This window comes from Mucilaginibacter celer, from assembly GCF_003576455.2.
Lineage (GTDB): Bacteria > Bacteroidota > Bacteroidia > Sphingobacteriales > Sphingobacteriaceae > Mucilaginibacter > Mucilaginibacter celer.
Map to the genome: position 1 here is coordinate 6,594,354 of NZ_CP032869.1, position 16,451 is coordinate 6,610,804.

General features: G+C 43.6%; 15 protein-coding genes. 12 read left to right on the forward strand and 3 right to left on the reverse strand.

All coding sequences use genetic code 11. The annotated features are described in order from the left end of the window. Positions 1–6: 6 nt before the first annotated feature. Positions 7–2,274 carry a transglycosylase domain-containing protein gene (locus HYN43_RS27560; RefSeq protein WP_119407066.1) on the reverse strand — a complete coding sequence of 756 codons (2,268 nt, stop codon included), beginning with the start codon at positions 2,272–2,274 and terminating at the stop codon, positions 7–9. 3 nt (positions 2,275–2,277) lie between these two features. Continuing rightward, entirely contained in the window at positions 2,278–5,241 is a 2,964-nt protein-coding gene (gene porW, locus HYN43_RS27565; RefSeq protein WP_119407067.1) for a type IX secretion system periplasmic lipoprotein PorW/SprE, read from the reverse strand. A 70-nt stretch (positions 5,242–5,311) separates the two neighbouring features. Here porW and HYN43_RS27570 point away from each other — a divergent pair, with 70 nt between their 5' ends. From HYN43_RS27570 to HYN43_RS27620, 11 genes are all read left to right on the forward strand, one after another. Beyond that, on the forward strand, positions 5,312–5,542 hold the full coding sequence (locus tag HYN43_RS27570; RefSeq protein ID WP_119407068.1) for an AtpZ/AtpI family protein: 231 nt from the start codon (positions 5,312–5,314) through the stop codon (positions 5,540–5,542). A gap of 5 nt (positions 5,543–5,547) precedes the next feature. Continuing rightward, positions 5,548–5,928 (forward strand): hypothetical protein, encoded by a 381-nt coding sequence (locus HYN43_RS27575; protein ID WP_119407069.1) that lies wholly within the window; start codon positions 5,548–5,550, stop codon positions 5,926–5,928. Between the two features lie 14 nt (positions 5,929–5,942). Then, the gene (gene atpB / locus HYN43_RS27580; protein ID WP_119409156.1) at positions 5,943–7,025 is read left to right on the forward strand and encodes a F0F1 ATP synthase subunit A; all 1,083 of its coding nucleotides are present in this window, start codon (positions 5,943–5,945) and stop codon (positions 7,023–7,025) included. A 45-nt stretch (positions 7,026–7,070) separates the two neighbouring features. Continuing rightward, on the forward strand, positions 7,071–7,280 hold the full coding sequence (atpE, locus tag HYN43_RS27585) for an ATP synthase F0 subunit C (RefSeq protein WP_091171878.1): 210 nt from the start codon (positions 7,071–7,073) through the stop codon (positions 7,278–7,280). Between the two features lie 100 nt (positions 7,281–7,380). Continuing rightward, on the forward strand, positions 7,381–7,875 hold the full coding sequence (atpF, locus tag HYN43_RS27590; RefSeq protein ID WP_119407070.1) for a F0F1 ATP synthase subunit B: 495 nt from the start codon (positions 7,381–7,383) through the stop codon (positions 7,873–7,875). Positions 7,876–7,977: 102 nt separating this feature from the next. Then, positions 7,978–8,520: an ATP synthase F1 subunit delta gene (gene atpH, locus HYN43_RS27595; RefSeq protein WP_119407071.1), complete on the forward strand. Its 543-nt coding sequence runs from the start codon at positions 7,978–7,980 to the stop codon at positions 8,518–8,520. A 42-nt stretch (positions 8,521–8,562) separates the two neighbouring features. Continuing rightward, positions 8,563–10,137 (forward strand): F0F1 ATP synthase subunit alpha, encoded by a 1,575-nt coding sequence (gene atpA, locus HYN43_RS27600; protein WP_119407072.1) that lies wholly within the window; start codon positions 8,563–8,565, stop codon positions 10,135–10,137. Between the two features lie 127 nt (positions 10,138–10,264). Then, positions 10,265–11,152: an ATP synthase F1 subunit gamma gene (gene atpG, locus HYN43_RS27605; protein WP_119407073.1), complete on the forward strand. Its 888-nt coding sequence runs from the start codon at positions 10,265–10,267 to the stop codon at positions 11,150–11,152. 176 nt (positions 11,153–11,328) lie between these two features. Continuing rightward, entirely contained in the window at positions 11,329–12,075 is a 747-nt protein-coding gene (locus tag HYN43_RS27610) for a hypothetical protein (protein WP_162996657.1), read from the forward strand. A 230-nt stretch (positions 12,076–12,305) separates the two neighbouring features. Beyond that, a complete protein-coding gene (locus tag HYN43_RS27615) occupies positions 12,306–13,184 on the forward strand; it encodes a DUF4349 domain-containing protein (protein WP_119407075.1) in 879 nt (292 codons plus the stop codon). 61 nt (positions 13,185–13,245) lie between these two features. After that, positions 13,246–13,443, forward strand: coding sequence for a hypothetical protein (locus HYN43_RS27620; RefSeq protein ID WP_119407076.1), 198 nt, complete (start codon positions 13,246–13,248; stop codon positions 13,441–13,443). Between the two features lie 67 nt (positions 13,444–13,510). Here the strand turns inward: HYN43_RS27620 and gldB are convergent, their stop codons facing one another. After that, positions 13,511–14,548, reverse strand: coding sequence for a gliding motility lipoprotein GldB (gene gldB, locus HYN43_RS27625; protein WP_119407077.1), 1,038 nt, complete (start codon positions 14,546–14,548; stop codon positions 13,511–13,513). Between the two features lie 149 nt (positions 14,549–14,697). On the opposite strand from gldB, the gene HYN43_RS27630 reads away from it, so the two are divergent. Further along, positions 14,698–16,347: an NAD+ synthase gene (locus HYN43_RS27630; RefSeq protein WP_119407078.1), complete on the forward strand. Its 1,650-nt coding sequence runs from the start codon at positions 14,698–14,700 to the stop codon at positions 16,345–16,347. Positions 16,348–16,451: the final 104 nt, after the last annotated feature.

Below are 16,451 nucleotides of genomic sequence, written 5' to 3' on the forward strand. Positions count from 1 at the left end.
ACCAACTTAAAATCCAAGTTTGTTGTCAACCTCGCTATTATTGCCTTGCTGTTGCTGATTATACACATCGCAATTCATCTCAATACTCACCCCATTGGCAGGGGCATCAAAATCAACAGTTTTTTTGATGCCAAGGGAAGGGTTAGCGTAAACCTTCTTCATATAAAAGGCAAAGATAGGCAGGGCGCTGTTGGCACCTTCGCCAAGGCGGGTGCTCTGGAAGGCAATATCACGGTCTTCACAGCCCGTCCACAAGCCGGTAACCAGTTGCGGGGTGATGCCAATAAACCAGCCGTCGGAGTTGTTTTGGGTGGTGCCTGTTTTGCCGCCTATCGGGTTGCGCAGGCCGTATTTATAAGCCAGCCTTGAACCTGTTCCGTTTTCAATAACGCCTTTAAGCATATAGGTCATTACGTAGGCGGTTTGCGGGTTCATGGCCTGCACAACGCGCGGGGTGTGGGTGTACAGTACGTTGCCGTTTTTATCTTCAATGCGTAAAATATAAGTTGGCTCTGTCCACAAGCCATGGTTGGCAAATGTTGAGTAGGCGGCGGTCATTTCAAAAACAGAGGCATCAAATGTACCTAAGCAGATGGATGGATATGGCGGAACCGCGCTGGTAATGCCCATTTTTTTAATCAGGTCAACCACAGGCTCGGGTTTAACTTCGCCCATTACGTGGGCGGTAACCCAGTTTTGCGAGTGTGCCAATGCCTGCCTTAAGGTAATAAAGCCCGGCAAGGTTTCGGATGGCGACGAGCGTGGGCACCATGGTGCACCATAACCGCGGATGGTATCAGGCACGTTATTGATCTTTAAACATGGCGAGTAACCATTATCAATAGCCACGGCATAAGTAAACGGCTTGGCTGTTGAACCTACCTGGCGGGTACCGTTCTTCACCTGATCATACTTAAAATGCTCAAAGTTGGTGCCGCCTACCCAGGCTTTAACATAGCCGGTTGTTGGGTCCATGCTCATGAGGGCGTTACGCAGCAGCATTTTGCTGTAGATGATCGAGTCGATAGGCCTCATCAGGGTATCGATATTGCCATGCCAGGTAAACAGGTTGAGGGTAGTTTTGGTATTAAAGTTTTCCTGGATCTCCTCGTCTGTTTTTTCCTGTTGTTTCAATTGTTTATACCTGTCAGATTTTTGCATCCCCTGGTCAAGCAGAAACTTAAAGTTATGAATGCTTTTGTACAGGTTGCGGCCCCGCCAGTGATCATTAAACTGCGCCTGCAGATCCTTCATATACTCTTTTTGTGCTTCCTCGGCATATTGCTGCATGGTGGCATCAATGGTGGTGTATATTTTTAGACCGTCACGGTCAAGGTCATATGGCGTACCATCCGGACGGTTAATGTTTTGTTCTTTAAAAATTTTCTGAACTTCTTTTTTCAACACCGAGCGGAAGTATGGAGCTAAGCCGTCAAAGTGATTGTTCTGGTGAAAATCCAAACCGAGGGGTTTTCTTTTAAACTCTTCGGCCTGGCCTTCGCTCAGGTATTTTTGCTCGGCCATACGGTTAAGAACCAGGTTACGGCGTTTTATGGCATTATCAGGGTGGCGGATGGGCGAGTAAATGCCGGGGCCGTTAACCATACCTATCAGCAAAGCAGCCTGGTCGGGTGTAAGCTTATCGGGTGTGGTATTAAAATAGGTGCGTGCTGCCGATTTGATGCCGTAAGTATTGTACGCGCCAAAATCAACCGTGTTAAGGTACATGGTAAGGATTTCCTCCTTGGTGTAATGGCGTTCCAATTTAACGGCGGTAACCCATTCCTGCAGTTTCTGGATGATGCGTTTAAATGGATTGGCTGATCGTTCGGAAAAAAGATTTAGCGCCAATTGCTGGGTAATGGTACTGCCGCCCTGTTTTTGACCGATAAGCAAATGCGCGAAAATGGTAAAACTACGACCGAAATCAATGCCCGAGTGATCATAAAAGCGTTTATCCTCGGTAGCTACCAGGGCATTAACTACGTTGGGCGATAACTCCCGATAAGTAACGTTCGACCGGTTTTGAACATAATAGGTACCCAAAACCTGTTTATCCGATGAGATGATCTCAGTTGCCTGGTTGCTTTTAGGGTTTTCCAGATCGCGGAAGGATGGCAGCTGGCCAAATACATCAAAAATGGTAAGGGTAATCATAATTACCACAAAAGCGAACAGTGCTATAACAGTGCGCCATATGTACCAGTTGTATCTTCTTATATCTGCGGGTTGCAGTGTGTTTTTTGAATTAAACCTTGGATTGGTGGTTCTCATTTTTTAATAAAATTTCTGGTAGTAGTCGATATAACTCTCCAATATTTTTTGGGTTGCTAATTTATCCAGATTTTCCTTCGTAATGATAAAAAAGCTGTATTTATCCTTGGGTACCTTCATAATATCAGGCATTAGCGGGATAATAGCCCTGGCATAGGCTTTAACATCGTCCAAACTGTAAAAACGGCCAACATATATCAGCTGATTATCGGCCCCAACACCTTTTATGAGGTGAAATATAGGTACGTTGGCATAATGTGTACGGTTAAATTGCCCTATACCAAAACGGGATGAGGCCAGATTAGTTGTACCTGTAGCCACATTTACAACAAAAAAGTAAAAGCTGCTGTCGCGCTTGCTGAATATATAATTCACAACAGGCACATTGCTAATAGCCACGGGAGGTTTGGTCACCACGCTATCCTGTTGTTTAGGCGCAGGCTGCACTGCTATATCAGGAGCGTTAGACATGGGCGGGATCTCGTGCTTAGGTAAGGGGATCTGGATGTCGCCAATTTTTGCTGCCTGTTGCTGCGGTGTCTGTGGTTGAATTTTGGCAGCAGGGGCTTTGGTATTTTCAATTTGCTTATCCCTTTCAATACGCTGCTGCGGTACTACGGCTTCGGCAACATAGGGCTTACGGTATTCGGTTTGCTTTTGATAAGCTACCGGCGGGGTGAATGGAATCTCGTTTGGATCGTCATCATATAACACTACCGGGCGGGCGGCAATTTCGGTCCGGTTCGAGTCGATATAAGCCAGGTGTTGGTTAACCAAGGGCGTCACCAGTTTATCCTGCGGATATTTGGCGGCTATCATCTGCAAATCGGTTTGAAAAGGCGCCAGTTTTTCCTGGTGACCGGCGGCTATCGCCTTTAAATAATACAATTGCGGCGCGTAGCGGTTATCCGGGTATTTTTTTAGCAGATCATCGGCGCTGCCAACTACTTTGGCGTATTGCTTTTGGGCGTACAATTGATAAACCTGGTTATAGTAACCGTTAAACTCGGCATTTACATCGTCCAGCTTACGGGCATAATCCGGATCGAGAATAACTTTGGCAAATATGCTTTCAGGAAATTCTTTCAGTACCCGGTTTTTATAATTGTTGGATTTATTGATATCGATATCAGCATACAGCCTGTACAGGTTATAATATATCGACGGCTTATCATTGCTTTGCGGAAAGCGGGCCAGCAAAGCCTCATAAGTGGCAATAGCTTCCTTTTTATCCTCCAGCACATCACGATAAAAATTAGCCATTTCAAAATAGGCATCATAAATACGCATGTTTGATTGCTGTAACAAGGCAGGGGTAAGCGGCAGGTTTTTGGTGAGTTCCTGCCGGTAGGCACCCGCCGAAGTATTATTTGCGTTGTAAGCTGCACTACCCACAGGTGCGTCGGGATCGGCTGTTTGTGCTATACCGGACGATGCCGTAGGGATGCCTGCATTTGAGCGGCGGCTGCGGCGCCAGTTATCTTCCAGTTTGCGGTTACCCCATAGTCTTTTAAAATCATTGTAGCCCTGGCTTATGGCGCTGTTATTATAGAAGTAAAAATTACTGCCAGTGCTCCTGTTGTTTGATGAATTGGCTGATTGCGAATTGTTATTACGATCGAACGCGTTTTGCACGGTACCATTATTGGCATTTGCGGCTTCGGCGTTTACGGCCTGCTGCTGGATGCGGGTTTTGCGGGCCACCATGGCATCAATACGGGCATCGCGTGTTTTTTCATCAAGGGCGGCCAGCATTTGCAGGGTATCTTCGCGCGATATGGTTTCGAGGAGTTTGGTAAGGATTTGCAGGTTATCGGCCTTTTTACGGATAAGCTGGTAGCCGGGGTAGTTAGGCGACAGGTTAGTTAGCGTACTATCATAATACAATTTGGCGTTAGCGTAATCGGCTTTGTTTTTAAAATCAACTTCGGCAATGCGTAAATAGGAGAGGCCTTTTTGGTTTTGATTTTTTGTGCTTACCCGTACCGATTTTTTATAGCTTTTAAGTGCGTTGTCAATTTCGCCGGCACGGAATTGCTGCTCGCCTATCTGGTACCAGATCTGGTCGTTAAAATCGGCATTATCTTCGTTTTTCAGCAATGAGCGTAACAGATCGATCTTGCTGGTTTTAATGCCGTTTTGATTATCCTGGATGCGGATGCGGTTAAGATTGGCGTTAAAAGCCATCTCGAAACTGGCATTGCTTTTAACAATGCGGGTATAATTTTGGTAGGCATCGCCGGCTTTTAAATTAAGTTCCTGCAGTTGAGCTAAAATAAATGTCCACCGCAGGGTGAGGCTTTTTGTATGGCTGTATTTGATGGCCTGTTTGGCCATTTCTTCGGCTTCGGTATAATCCTGGGTAATGATATCGTATTGCAGTTTGGCAGCGTAAACATCGGCCGGAATGCTTTTTTTAGGATTGATATCCTGGATAGCCGAATCGATAGTGGCTTTTGCAAGCGGAAGCTGGTTCAGGTACATCAACCCGCGTGCTTTCCACACCCTGGCTTCCTGTTTCAGTTTGGCCTGTTTGCCGAACGAGAGGATCACATAGTTAAAATATTCAACGGCATCAAAATAACTCGCTTCCAGGTAGCGGGCTTTCCCCAGCACCAGGTAGGCATCTCCCAGGTAATGGCTTTGCTCTTTAATGCTGATGATCTTATTGGCTTTTTTTACGGCTTCTTCCAGGTCTTTATCGGGTGTACCTGTTTGGGCGGTGGTATCGGGGTAAACGCTCAGGATCTCATTATAAGCATCGGGAAAGGCAGCAGCATAGCTTTCCTGCTTCAGGCGTAAAATCTCGTTGGCATTAAACAATATGTTGTAATGTGCCGTTAAATTTTGCATAGTGCGGTTAAAGCCGCTTTGTTTTTCGAGCGAGCAGCCGGCTGCTATAACTATTATAGCAGACAATAAAAAAATGCCGGTTTTTTGTTTAATGGTTGATGATACTCGCCTCAATGTAATACGGTGGTTTAAAAAGCATTGCTAAAATACTAAAGATTATACAATAGGTTTAATAAATTTGCGCATGTCAAAAAATGAACAGGATAATACGGATGATGCTGCTAAACAGGTAAGCAATTATGCTAAGTTTACCGGCATCGCCTTCCAGATGATTGCCATTATCGGTATCTGTGCCTTTGCCGGTTACAAAATTGACGAAAGCGCCGGGCATACCGTAAAATGGGTGACGGCTGCACTATCGCTTGCCGGGGTGTTTATTGCATTATTTCTTGTTATCCGATCTGTAAAAAACTGAAAAAATTGCTGCGCGTTATCCTGTCCTTCATCCTGTTTGTAATTATCACGGCAATACCGCCTATTTTGCTTACTTATACCGGCCATACAAACTGGCTTGTGCCTAAGTTTTGGCTCATCTTTTTCTTCATCGCAATGCTCACTTTTATCACCGTTTTTTTGGTGAACCTGGTGGGTAAAATCAACTATTCGCTGTACACCCAAACCTTCCTTGCGGCTACTACGGTTAAGATTTTGGCGGCTATGTTTTTCGCCCTGTTTTTTGTGTTGAAAGTGAAACCAAACAACGGGATCTTCCTGGTCAATTTTTTTTACGTTTATTTCTTAAGCATAGCCTTTGAAATTTACGGCTTATTGTGTACCTTGCGCAACCAAAAAATAAAGTAAAAAACTCTCTGCTAATGGATTTTAGGCCTGTTTTGAACTCAAAAAAAATCACCTTAGGTATCGTTTTAAGCGTTTTTTCGCTGTTTGTATCTGTAAAAGCGTCCGCTTTGCAAGAAAAAAAAGCCGCTGAGCCAGCCACCGAAACTAAAGAAGAGGGCAAATTTGATCCGACTGAAACCATCATGGAGCACATCTCGGATTCACATTATTTCCACATCGGTGGAAAACTTGCAATGCCGCTTCCGGTAATTCTTTACACTGATAAAGGGCTTGAAGTTTTCATGTCATCAGTGTTTGAAGAAGGCGAGAAAATTTACGAAGGTAAATACCATAAATACGCCCTTATTCATGATAAAATAAAGGCAGTAACCGGCGAGGATAAAACCGAAGATACCACTGCTAAAGTTTTCGATCTGTCGATCACTAAAAACGTAGCTTCTATGCTGCTTTCAATGGTGATTTTACTGTTGGTGTTCCTGAGTGTAGCGTCAACTTACAAAAAACGTACAGGCAAGGCGCCAAAAGGTTTACAATCGTTCCTTGAACCAATAATTTTGTTTGTGCGTGATGATATCGCGTTGCCAAACATCGGTTACAAATACGCGCGTTTTATGCCGTTGTTATTAACTGTTTTTTTCTTTATCCTGATCAATAACCTGATCGGTTTGGTTCCGTTCTTTCCGGGTGGCTCAAACCTTACCGGTAATATCGCGGTAACCATGGTGTTATCCGTAATTACCTTATTGGTAGTTAACCTTAATGGTAACAAACACTATTGGGCGCACATTTTTGTGCCGAGCACAGTACCTGTTTGGTTATGGCCGTTATGGTGGGTTGTTGAGTTGTTGGGTATCTTTTCAAAGCCTTTTGCGTTAATGATCCGTTTGTTCGCAAACATTACCGCAGGTCACATTATTGTGCTTGCCCTGATATCGCTCATCTTCGTTTTTAAAAGCGCTTACGTTTCGCTGGTTTCAGTGCCTTTCGTAGTGTTTATGGACGTGCTTGAGTTGCTGGTAGCGGGTTTGCAAGCCTTTATCTTTACTTTGCTTACCGCATTGTTTATTGGTAGCGCCATTGAGGAGCACCATCATTAATTAGTAAACAACTATAATATATATTAACATTTTAAATTTAAAATCATGATTGGAAGTATTGCTGCATTAGGTGCAGGTTTAGCAGTAATCGGTGCTGGTATCGGTATCGGTCAGGTTGGTGGTAAAGCCATGGAAGGTATATCACGTCAGCCGGAAGCTGCTTCAAAAATCCAAACTGCCATGATCATCGCTGCAGCTCTTATTGAAGGTGCTGCTTTGTTCGGTGTGGTAGTATCATTCCTGGGCTTACGTTAATCAGCTCAAAAAATTAAGAACCGCAGCCGGAGCGGTTGGCCCCGGGGCGGTTCTTATTAAAATGTTTAATTGAAAGAGAAAAATAAGAGGTCAATATAAAATGAATCCATTAGTTACCCCGGAATTAGGTTTAGTTGTTTGGACTACAGTAGCTTTCGCATTTCTGTTCTTTATTTTAGCTAAATTTGCCTGGAAACCAATTATGGGCGCTATCACCGAGCGTGAGCGTTCTATCGAAGATGCTTTATTAAAAGCTGAGGCTGCTAAAGAAGAAATGAGCCGTTTAACTAACGAAAACGAATCGTTAATTAAACAAGCCCGTGCCGAGCGCGATTTGATCCTTTCTGAAGCCCGCAAGGTAAAAGAAAGCATCATTAGCGAAGCTAAAGAAACCGCGCACAAAGAAGGTGCACGTATGATTGAGCTTGCCCGTGTTGAAATTAACAACCAGAAAGCTATTGCTTTGGCTGATGTTAAAAATCAGGTTGCTACCTTGTCTTTAGAAATTGCTGAGAAAATCCTTCGCAAGCAATTTGAAGATCAGGCAAAACAAGACGAACTGGTAGGCCAGTTATTAAAAGAAGTTAAATTGTAATATAGACATGAGATTTTAGATATTAGACGGGAGATATGAGAACAAATGCAAAGTTCTTAAGTCTCAAATCTCATATCTTATATCTCACATCTCAACAAAAATATGTCAGAAATAACGGTAGCAACCAGGTACGCCAAATCGATCATTGATCTTGCCCAGGAACAAGGTATTGTTGCGGAGATCAAAGCCGATATGGACCTTTTTCTTAAAACCCTGAAGGGCAGCCCCGAGCTGGTAGCCGTATTGGCCAACCCGATCATATCTCATTCAAAAAAAATAAAAATACTTGATGAGATTTTTTTGGGCAAGGTGAACAAAGCTACTATCGCTTTTTTTAAGCTGATGGTTAACAAAGGCCGCGGTGAGGTTTTATACTTTACAGCAGGCGAATATATTAACCAGTATAATGTTAAAAATCACATTACTAAGGCTAAAGTAACATCTGCAACCGCGCTTTCTGAAGCTAACAAGGCTACATTAATTGCCGAGCTGCAACAGGCTGTTGGCGGTACCGTGGTACTGGAAACCAAGATAGATCCAGCGCTGATAGGTGGTTTTGTGCTAACCATAGGCGACAGGCAGGTTGATACCAGCATTGCTGCAAGCCTTAAGAAGTTGAAAAAAGAATTTGCTGTTCAGGCATAATTAATAAGTATTAAAAGTAAAACTCTAAATAAATTTTAAACAATGGTAGAGGTAAGACCAGATGAAGTATCAGCAATTTTGCGTCAGCAGTTGGCCGGCTTCAAGTCAGAATCTGAATTAGAAGAAGTGGGTACTGTACTCCAGGTGGGTGACGGTATCGCACGCGTTTATGGATTAACTAAAGTACAGTCGGGCGAGTTGGTTGAATTTGGCACAGGATTGCAAGGCATCGTACTTAACCTTGAAGAAGATAACGTGGGTGTGGTATTGTTAGGTAAATCTGACGATATTAAAGAAGGTGATACCGTTAAACGTACCAACAGGATCGCATCTATTAAAGTAGGTGAAGGCATGTTAGGCCGCGTTGTGGATACCCTCGGTAACCCTATCGATGGTAAAGGCCCTATTGCCGGCGAAACTTACGAGATGCCACTTGAGCGTAAAGCGCCAGGTGTAATCTACCGTCAGCCGGTAACCGAGCCATTACAAACCGGTATCAAAGCTATCGACGCGATGATCCCTATCGGCCGTGGCCAGCGTGAGTTGGTTATCGGTGACCGTCAAACAGGTAAAACTGCGGTTTGTATCGATACCATCATCAATCAAAAAGAATTTTATGATGCAGGCCAACCTGTTATCTGTATATATGTAGCTTGCGGACAAAAAGCATCAACTGTTGCCAACATCGTTCGTACGCTGGAAGAGAACGGCGCTATGCCTTACTCAATCGTAGTTGCCGCTAACGCTTCGGATTCTGCAACCATGCAGTTCTTTGCTCCGTTTGCCGGTGCCGCTATCGGCGAGTATTTCCGCGATACTGGTCGCCCTGGTTTGATCATCTATGATGACTTATCTAAACAAGCTGTTGCTTACCGTGAGGTTTCGTTATTATTACGTCGTCCACCGGGCCGTGAGGCTTACCCGGGTGACGTATTTTACCTGCACAGCCGTTTATTAGAGCGTGCCGCTAAAATCAACTCAAACGATTCGATCGCTCAACAAATGAACGATCTTCCTGAGTCGATCAAACATATCGTTAAAGGTGGCGGTTCATTAACAGCGCTTCCTATCATCGAAACACAGGCTGGTGACGTATCTGCATACATCCCAACCAACGTAATTTCGATTACCGATGGTCAGATCTTCTTAGAGTCGAACTTGTTCAACGCTGGTGTTCGTCCGGCTATCAACGTAGGTATCTCGGTATCACGTGTAGGTGGTAACGCGCAGATCAAATCAATGAAAAAAGTAGCAGGTACCCTGAAACTTGACCAGGCTCAGTTCCGCGAGTTAGAGGCTTTCTCTAAATTCGGTTCAGACCTTGACGCTTCAACCAAAAACGTGTTGGACAAAGGTATCCGTAACGTAGAGATCCTGAAACAAGGTCAATACTCACCGGTAACTGTAGAAAAACAAGTTGCTATCATTTACTTAGGTACTAAAAACTTAATGCGTAACGTACCGGTAAATAAAGTAAGGGAATTTGAAACCGAATTTACCGATCAGTTAGAAGCCCGTCACCCGGAAGTTTTAGCTGCCCTTAAAGCAGGTAAATTTGACGACCAGCTTACCGGCGTACTGGAAACAGTAGCTAAAGAACTATCGGCAAGGTATTAATTTTAGATGTGCGGATATGCAGATGTGCAGATTAAAGATGCACGCAATGTATATCCGCACTTAAATAAAACTGCACATCTGCACATCCGCATATTTGCACATTAAAAAAATTTGCACATCGTAAAGAATGGCTAATTTAAAAGAAGTAAGAAACAGGATCAAATCTGTATCATCAACCCAGCAGATCACCAAGGCCATGAAAATGGTCTCGGCTGCTAAGTTGAAACGTGCTACCAACGCTATTATCCAACTGCGCCCTTACGCAAGTAAGCTGAAAGACCTGTTGGCTAACCTGTCGGCAAGTTTGGAGGATAACACTTCGCCGTATCTGCAAGAGCGCGAGCCGGTACGTGTATTGGTAGTTGTGGTATCATCAAACCGTGGTTTGGCCGGTGCATTCAATACCAACGTTATTAAAACTGCCAATAACTTAATCGCCGAGAAATATCCTAAGCAATTAGCTGCCGGTAACGTATCTATCGTTGCCATCGGTAAAAAAGCCCAGGAGTTTTATCAAAGGCGTAAATACAACGTTATTGGTAACAACAACGAGCTGTACTCGGATCTGAACTTTGAAAATGCTTCAAAAATTACCGAAGCCATTATGCAGGGTTTTGTGAATGGTGATTACGACCGTGTTGAATTGGTGTATAACCACTTCCGTAACGCGGCTGTACAATACCTGATCACCGAGCAGCTGTTACCAGTGCCAAAACCTGAGAAAAAGGAAGAGGCCAAAGAAGCTAACGTTGATTACATCCTTGAGCCATCACAACAGGAAATTGTTGAGCAATTGATCCCTAAAAATATCAAAATCCAACTTTACCGTGCTGTTTTGGATTCGAACGCTTCTGAGCACGGTGCCCGTATGACAGCGATGGATAAAGCAACCGAAAACGCCGGTGAGCTTTTGAAATCGTTAAAACTTTCATACAACCAGGCCCGTCAGGCAGCCATCACTACCGAGCTTACCGAGATTGTGAGTGGTGCGGCAGCCCTTTCAGGCGGCAACTAAGTTTAAGAGTACTTTTATATAGAAGAGGGCTTTCCGGGAGGAGAGCCTTTTTTGTTTTTAAAAGATACTGGTTGAAGTTGTACTATCGCGAAACGTCTACATGTGTTAGATTTTGATTTACCTGTAATTTGCTAAATTTACCCATGAAAGTATAGTCACCCAATAACCTAAATCCTATGTACCATCAATTCAACCGTGGTCTGATTATTGCCCTTTTATTAATTGGTTGTATTGCCAGTTTAGCGAAGGCCCAAACGTTTAGTGTCGACGCATTCAACGGAGAGAAGAAGGCTATTAAAGTAGTCCCGATAGATGGAAAAGGAATATTGTTGATTATATCTTCAAAAGATACCATTAAGCTTCAAGATGTTTACACCGTTGAAAAAGTTAGGCTTTTGAATAAGAATTTTTTAATGGTTACCTGCAGCGTGCGTGCCGGTTCAGGGATGCATTTAGAAAAAACATTAGTAATCTGTGCCAGGGATAATCGCCTTTGTGAATCATTACACGTTTCATCCTTATTTAAAGAGGACTTTATTGATTTTAGCGAAACAAAAAAGTCGCCGGCAAAGGTTAGCGTGAAAACACGGTATAAAGTTAGGTTTGCTTTAAACGGAAGCAGTGCCGCCAATTACAAATTACAGGCTAAAATACACGCCGAACGTAAATCGGTAAAAGAATCCGCCGGTAATTATGTTCGCAACGGCATAGCCAATTTACATTTTGATACGAAACAAAACATTTTTTACAAATACCGGGAAAGTTTATCGCGAACTTTTGCAGTTTTTAACTCTAAAACGAATGCCGAAAGTAAGCAGTATATTAAGGGGGTATTTCCTGTAGTTAAATTAGGCGATTACAAGTATTACTATATAAAAGGGGAGTGGTGTGAGTTTTCAGCTCCCGATTACCTAAGTAAGTAGGCTGTCTTTAATCCCAAAATGCAACACATTTTTGGGACTATTGATTAAAAGCGTAAACGTTTTTAGAACGATACACTAAGCCAAGGCCCGCTTATCCCACAATCCCCCCCAAAGAAAAAATCCCGGTTCAGACAATCAGCGAAATCACGCAATCACCTCCCCAATCAACGGTTAGGGTTACCTTTCGCCATCCTGCGGTATCAATGTATACCAAAGAAAATTAAACAGTTATGAAAACAAAATTATTCCTGGCGTTGCTGGCGGGCGTATTGCTGCTGGGCGCTTGTAAAGGATCAAACTATGAAGCCATCCGCGATGATAAAGCCTCATCGTCCAGTGCGGATACTGTTGCCGTAAGCACCAACACGGCCGCCGACACTGTATCAACCAAACTGGTAAAAACTGCCGACATGCGCTTCAAAGTAAAAAACGTACAGCAAACCGGCGATGCCATCGCGGCACTTACCACTCGTGACGGCGGCATGGTAATGCACCACCAGATGCAAACCAATGTTGAACGGAGCGAAGACATTCGCGTAAGCGACGATTCGGTGAAGCGTGTATCAGCCCTTAGCACCAATGCCGATATGACGGTGAAAGTCCCTTCCGAAAAACTGGAAAACTTTATGACCGAAGTTAGCCACATGGGTATGTATGTTACCCTCCGCAAAATGGATATTGAAGATCGCACCCTCGATTACCTCTCCGAAAAGCTGAAACTCCGCAACCGGCAGGACCTGGTAGATCAGCAAAAGAAAGGCAAAGTAGTAATTAAAGATCCGGTGAATGTGATGCTGCTAAAAGATGATATGGTAGATCAGCAAATTGGCAACATGCGTACCGATGCCGCGGTGAAATACAGTGTGGTTAGCCTCAGCTTTTACCAGAGCAATATTATCCACCAGGAAATGGTGGCCAATGATGATCCTTCGGCTTATCAACTGCCGTTTTTTAAGCGTTTGGCTATAGCCATAAACAATGGTTGGTTTGTGTTTGTCGAATTGCTGCTGGCACTGGCAAATATTGTTTTGGCGATAGGTTTGTGGGGCTTATATCGCTATTACAGGCGCAAACACCCGGTATGGTTTGCAAGTGGTGTAAAATCCTAAAAACTTTGTAGCATTTTCGGTAAACATTTCTATTTTTGCGGAAACATTAAAAATAGGTACCATGGAATCAATGGAAAATGCTAACGCAGAAGGTCACTACAAATTATTAACTGTTGCTATCATTATCGGTATAGTAGGCGTGTTTTTGCGTTTTGCCGGCGATGCCAACACAGGCTTTATGTTTACTTCTATTTCAAACGTTATCCTGATCATTGGTATCCTGATCGCTTTGAAATGCGTTTTCGCAATCATGAAGTAAAAGCCATTAACAGGCAGAAGATATAAAAAAAGCGCCTTCGGTTTCCGGAGGCGCTTTTTTATACTTTTTATTTGGGATGATAGGCCGATTCGTTCAGGATCTTCTGGGCATCCTTATCGGCCATTAGCTGCTGTAGGGTAACCTCCGGATGTTTTTCCATATACCGGCGCACTATCTGCCAGCCCGTCCATACAGCCAGCTTAGGTGCCGAATCATTTTTTTCGCCCAGGCCGGGAGTAAAAGGAGCTTCGGTTAAATACCGTTGAATTTTTGGATAATCGGTTTCGTAAAGCAGATTCTCCTCCAAAAAATATCCCCAGATCTTGCCTTCAAAATCATGGCACCATTGCAATTGCTGCGTGGTATAACGGATCTTGGTGCTATCGGCCACATCGGGCAAAATCCTGTCCATAAAATACATGATCTTGCCGTTGTAGATCATTTTATTCAGCAAAGATTTATCCGCGTCGTTTTCGGGAAACATATCTTCCCTGGCCATACCTTCAACAACCCGTGGGGTAATATTATCGGGCGTAAACCATCGCGACAGGTAATGCGGATACGCATCGGTTAACGAGGGGTAAAACCTCGAATCGGCTCCCAAAAACAAATCGATCCCAATGGCAAAATAACCATCGCCAATGCTGGTTTGAGCCTGAAAGCCCGAAATGTAGGCATAAACACGTGGCAGGCGTTTTTGCGGATAATAATATTTGATGTATTTAAAAGCTTCGGTAAGGCTGGCTTCCGGCTTATCCATGTTAGGGTAGGCGGCATCAACATCATGTTTCAGGTCGATATAAGCCTTGCCTGCAAACACTTTCCTTAGCGTTTCAAAATAAGCGGTATCTTTTGTACTGCCGGCCTGTAAAATGCGTTGAATAAAATCGGGATAAAAAGTGCCATAGTTGTTTTGCAGGTATGCGGCCTGCGTGCCCATAGGTTTGCTGTGCATGGCATCAAAATCATGATCGAAGCGTTCTATTTTGACATCAACGTTAATATTGCTCAGGTCAACTTTTTTGTGATCGCGGCAGCTGCTTAATATCAGGCCGATAAAAAAAATTAAGTAAATTTGCTTTGCTATAAACCGGGTAGAACTCATTTTTATCCTTATTGAAGCAAAAGTAATTTTATTTACATAATGTTGCTAAGTTAACAGTTCAAAGTTCTAAGTCTTAAGTCGCAAGTCTTCAGTTTTGCTTTCGACTTCAGACTAAAAACTTTAGACTAATACTTAAAGAATATATACTTATGAAAATCGCGTTAGCACAGCTTAACTATCACGTAGGTAACTTTGAATCGAACACCAAAAAAATAATCGATCATATCATCAAGGCAAAAAACCAGGGGGCCGACCTCGTGGTGTTTGCCGAGCTATGCGTTTGCGGCTATCCATCTCGCGATTTTTTGGAATTTGACGAGTTTATAGGCCTTTGCGATGAAGCAGCCAAAAAAATAGCCGAAGTATGTGTTGATGTGGCCTGCATTATAGGCCTGCCAACACCTAATCATAAAACCGAGGGAAAGGATCTGAGTAACTCAGCTTATTTTATTGAGGACGGCAAAGTAAAAGCCGTAGTGAACAAGGCCCTGCTACCAAATTACGATGTATTTGACGAGTACCGCTACTTTGAACCTTCTACCGAATTTAGCTGCATCGATTTTAAAGGCAAACGCATTGCCTTAACCATCTGCGAAGACCTTTGGAACACCATCGAAAACCCGCTATACGTTACCCGGCCGATGGATACGCTGATCCATCAGCAACCGGATGTAATGATTAACATAGCAGCCTCTCCGTTTGCCTATAATCATGATGAGGAGCGTATAGAGATATTGAGCGATAACGCCAGCCGCTATAAACTGCCATTATTATATGTAAACCATGTAGGTGCCCAAACGGAACTGATCTTCGACGGCGGATCGCTGGTGTTTGATAACGCAGGTAAGGTAATTGATGAACTACCCTATTTTGAAGAAACGCTGGCCTATTATACGCTGAATGCCGATAATACATTAAGTTTCGATCATCCAACAACTATCAAAGCCGAACGTGCAAGCGATATTGAACAAATTCACCAGGCTATTTTGTTAGGCATTCGTGATTATTTTTATAAATCGGGCTTTAAGCAGGCCATTTTAGGCTTATCGGGCGGTATCGATTCGGCCGTTGTTTGCGCTTTGGCTGCCGAGGCTTTGGGGCCGCAAAATGTAATGGCGGTATTGCTGCCATCCCGCTTCTCAACAGATCATTCACTGAAAGACGCGCTCGACCTGGTGGAAAACCTGGGCTGCAAGCACGAAGTAGTTGCAATAAAAAGCATAACCGAAGCATTTGAAACCGCCCTGCATCCGCAGTTTGACGGTTTGCCATTTAATATTGCCGAAGAAAATATCCAATCACGCAGCCGTGCTGTGTTGCTGATGGCGATGTGTAATAAGTTTGGTTACATCTTACTAAATACGAGCAACAAAAGTGAAGCTGCTGTAGGTTACGGTACTTTGTATGGCGATATGTGTGGTGGTATCTCAGTTATTGGTGATGTTTACAAAACACAGGTTTTTGAGCTTGCGAGATATATCAATCGCGATAAGGAGATTATCCCCATCAACTCCATCATCAAACCGCCATCGGCCGAATTAAGGCCTGATCAAAAAGATACTGATTCGTTGCCCGAGTATGATGTGCTGGACAAGATCCTGGCCGAATACATTGAAAACCGCTGCTCATCGGCCGAGATTATCAGGATGGGATATGATGAAGCTACAGTGAAACGTGTGATTAAACTAACCAACTCAGCCGAGCATAAACGTTACCAAACGCCGCCTATTTTAAGGGTATCGCCAAAAGCATTTGGAATGGGCAGAAGAATGCCGATAGTTGGTAAATATCTGTCATAACTATTCGATCAATGCGGGTTTGCTCCGCACAGCGGGGTATCTGCCGGGTTGGCGCCACAAGCGTTCATTAACGGTTGGCAGGATTGAGGGGGTTCAAGGCATGC

Bases quoted from the DNA above. Each gene is read 5' to 3' on its own strand.
- HYN43_RS27610 (WP_162996657.1), top strand. From the start codon at position 11,329: ATGTACCATCAATTCAACCGTGGTCTGATTATTGCCCTTTTATTAATT.
- atpE (WP_091171878.1), top strand. From the start codon at position 7,071: ATGATTGGAAGTATTGCTGCATTAGGTGCAGGTTTAGCAGTAATCGGT.
- HYN43_RS27560 (WP_119407066.1), bottom strand. From the start codon at position 2,274: ATGAGAACCACCAATCCAAGGTTTAATTCAAAAAACACACTGCAACCC.
- atpF (WP_119407070.1), top strand. From the start codon at position 7,381: ATGAATCCATTAGTTACCCCGGAATTAGGTTTAGTTGTTTGGACTACA.
- HYN43_RS27615 (WP_119407075.1), top strand. From the start codon at position 12,306: ATGAAAACAAAATTATTCCTGGCGTTGCTGGCGGGCGTATTGCTGCTG.
- atpA (WP_119407072.1), top strand. From the start codon at position 8,563: ATGGTAGAGGTAAGACCAGATGAAGTATCAGCAATTTTGCGTCAGCAG.
- gldB (WP_119407077.1), bottom strand. From the start codon at position 14,548: ATGAGTTCTACCCGGTTTATAGCAAAGCAAATTTACTTAATTTTTTTT.
- atpB (WP_119409156.1), top strand. From the start codon at position 5,943: ATGGATTTTAGGCCTGTTTTGAACTCAAAAAAAATCACCTTAGGTATC.
- HYN43_RS27630 (WP_119407078.1), top strand. From the start codon at position 14,698: ATGAAAATCGCGTTAGCACAGCTTAACTATCACGTAGGTAACTTTGAA.
- HYN43_RS27620 (WP_119407076.1), top strand. From the start codon at position 13,246: ATGGAATCAATGGAAAATGCTAACGCAGAAGGTCACTACAAATTATTA.
- atpH (WP_119407071.1), top strand. From the start codon at position 7,978: ATGTCAGAAATAACGGTAGCAACCAGGTACGCCAAATCGATCATTGAT.
- HYN43_RS27570 (WP_119407068.1), top strand. From the start codon at position 5,312: ATGTCAAAAAATGAACAGGATAATACGGATGATGCTGCTAAACAGGTA.
- atpG (WP_119407073.1), top strand. From the start codon at position 10,265: ATGGCTAATTTAAAAGAAGTAAGAAACAGGATCAAATCTGTATCATCA.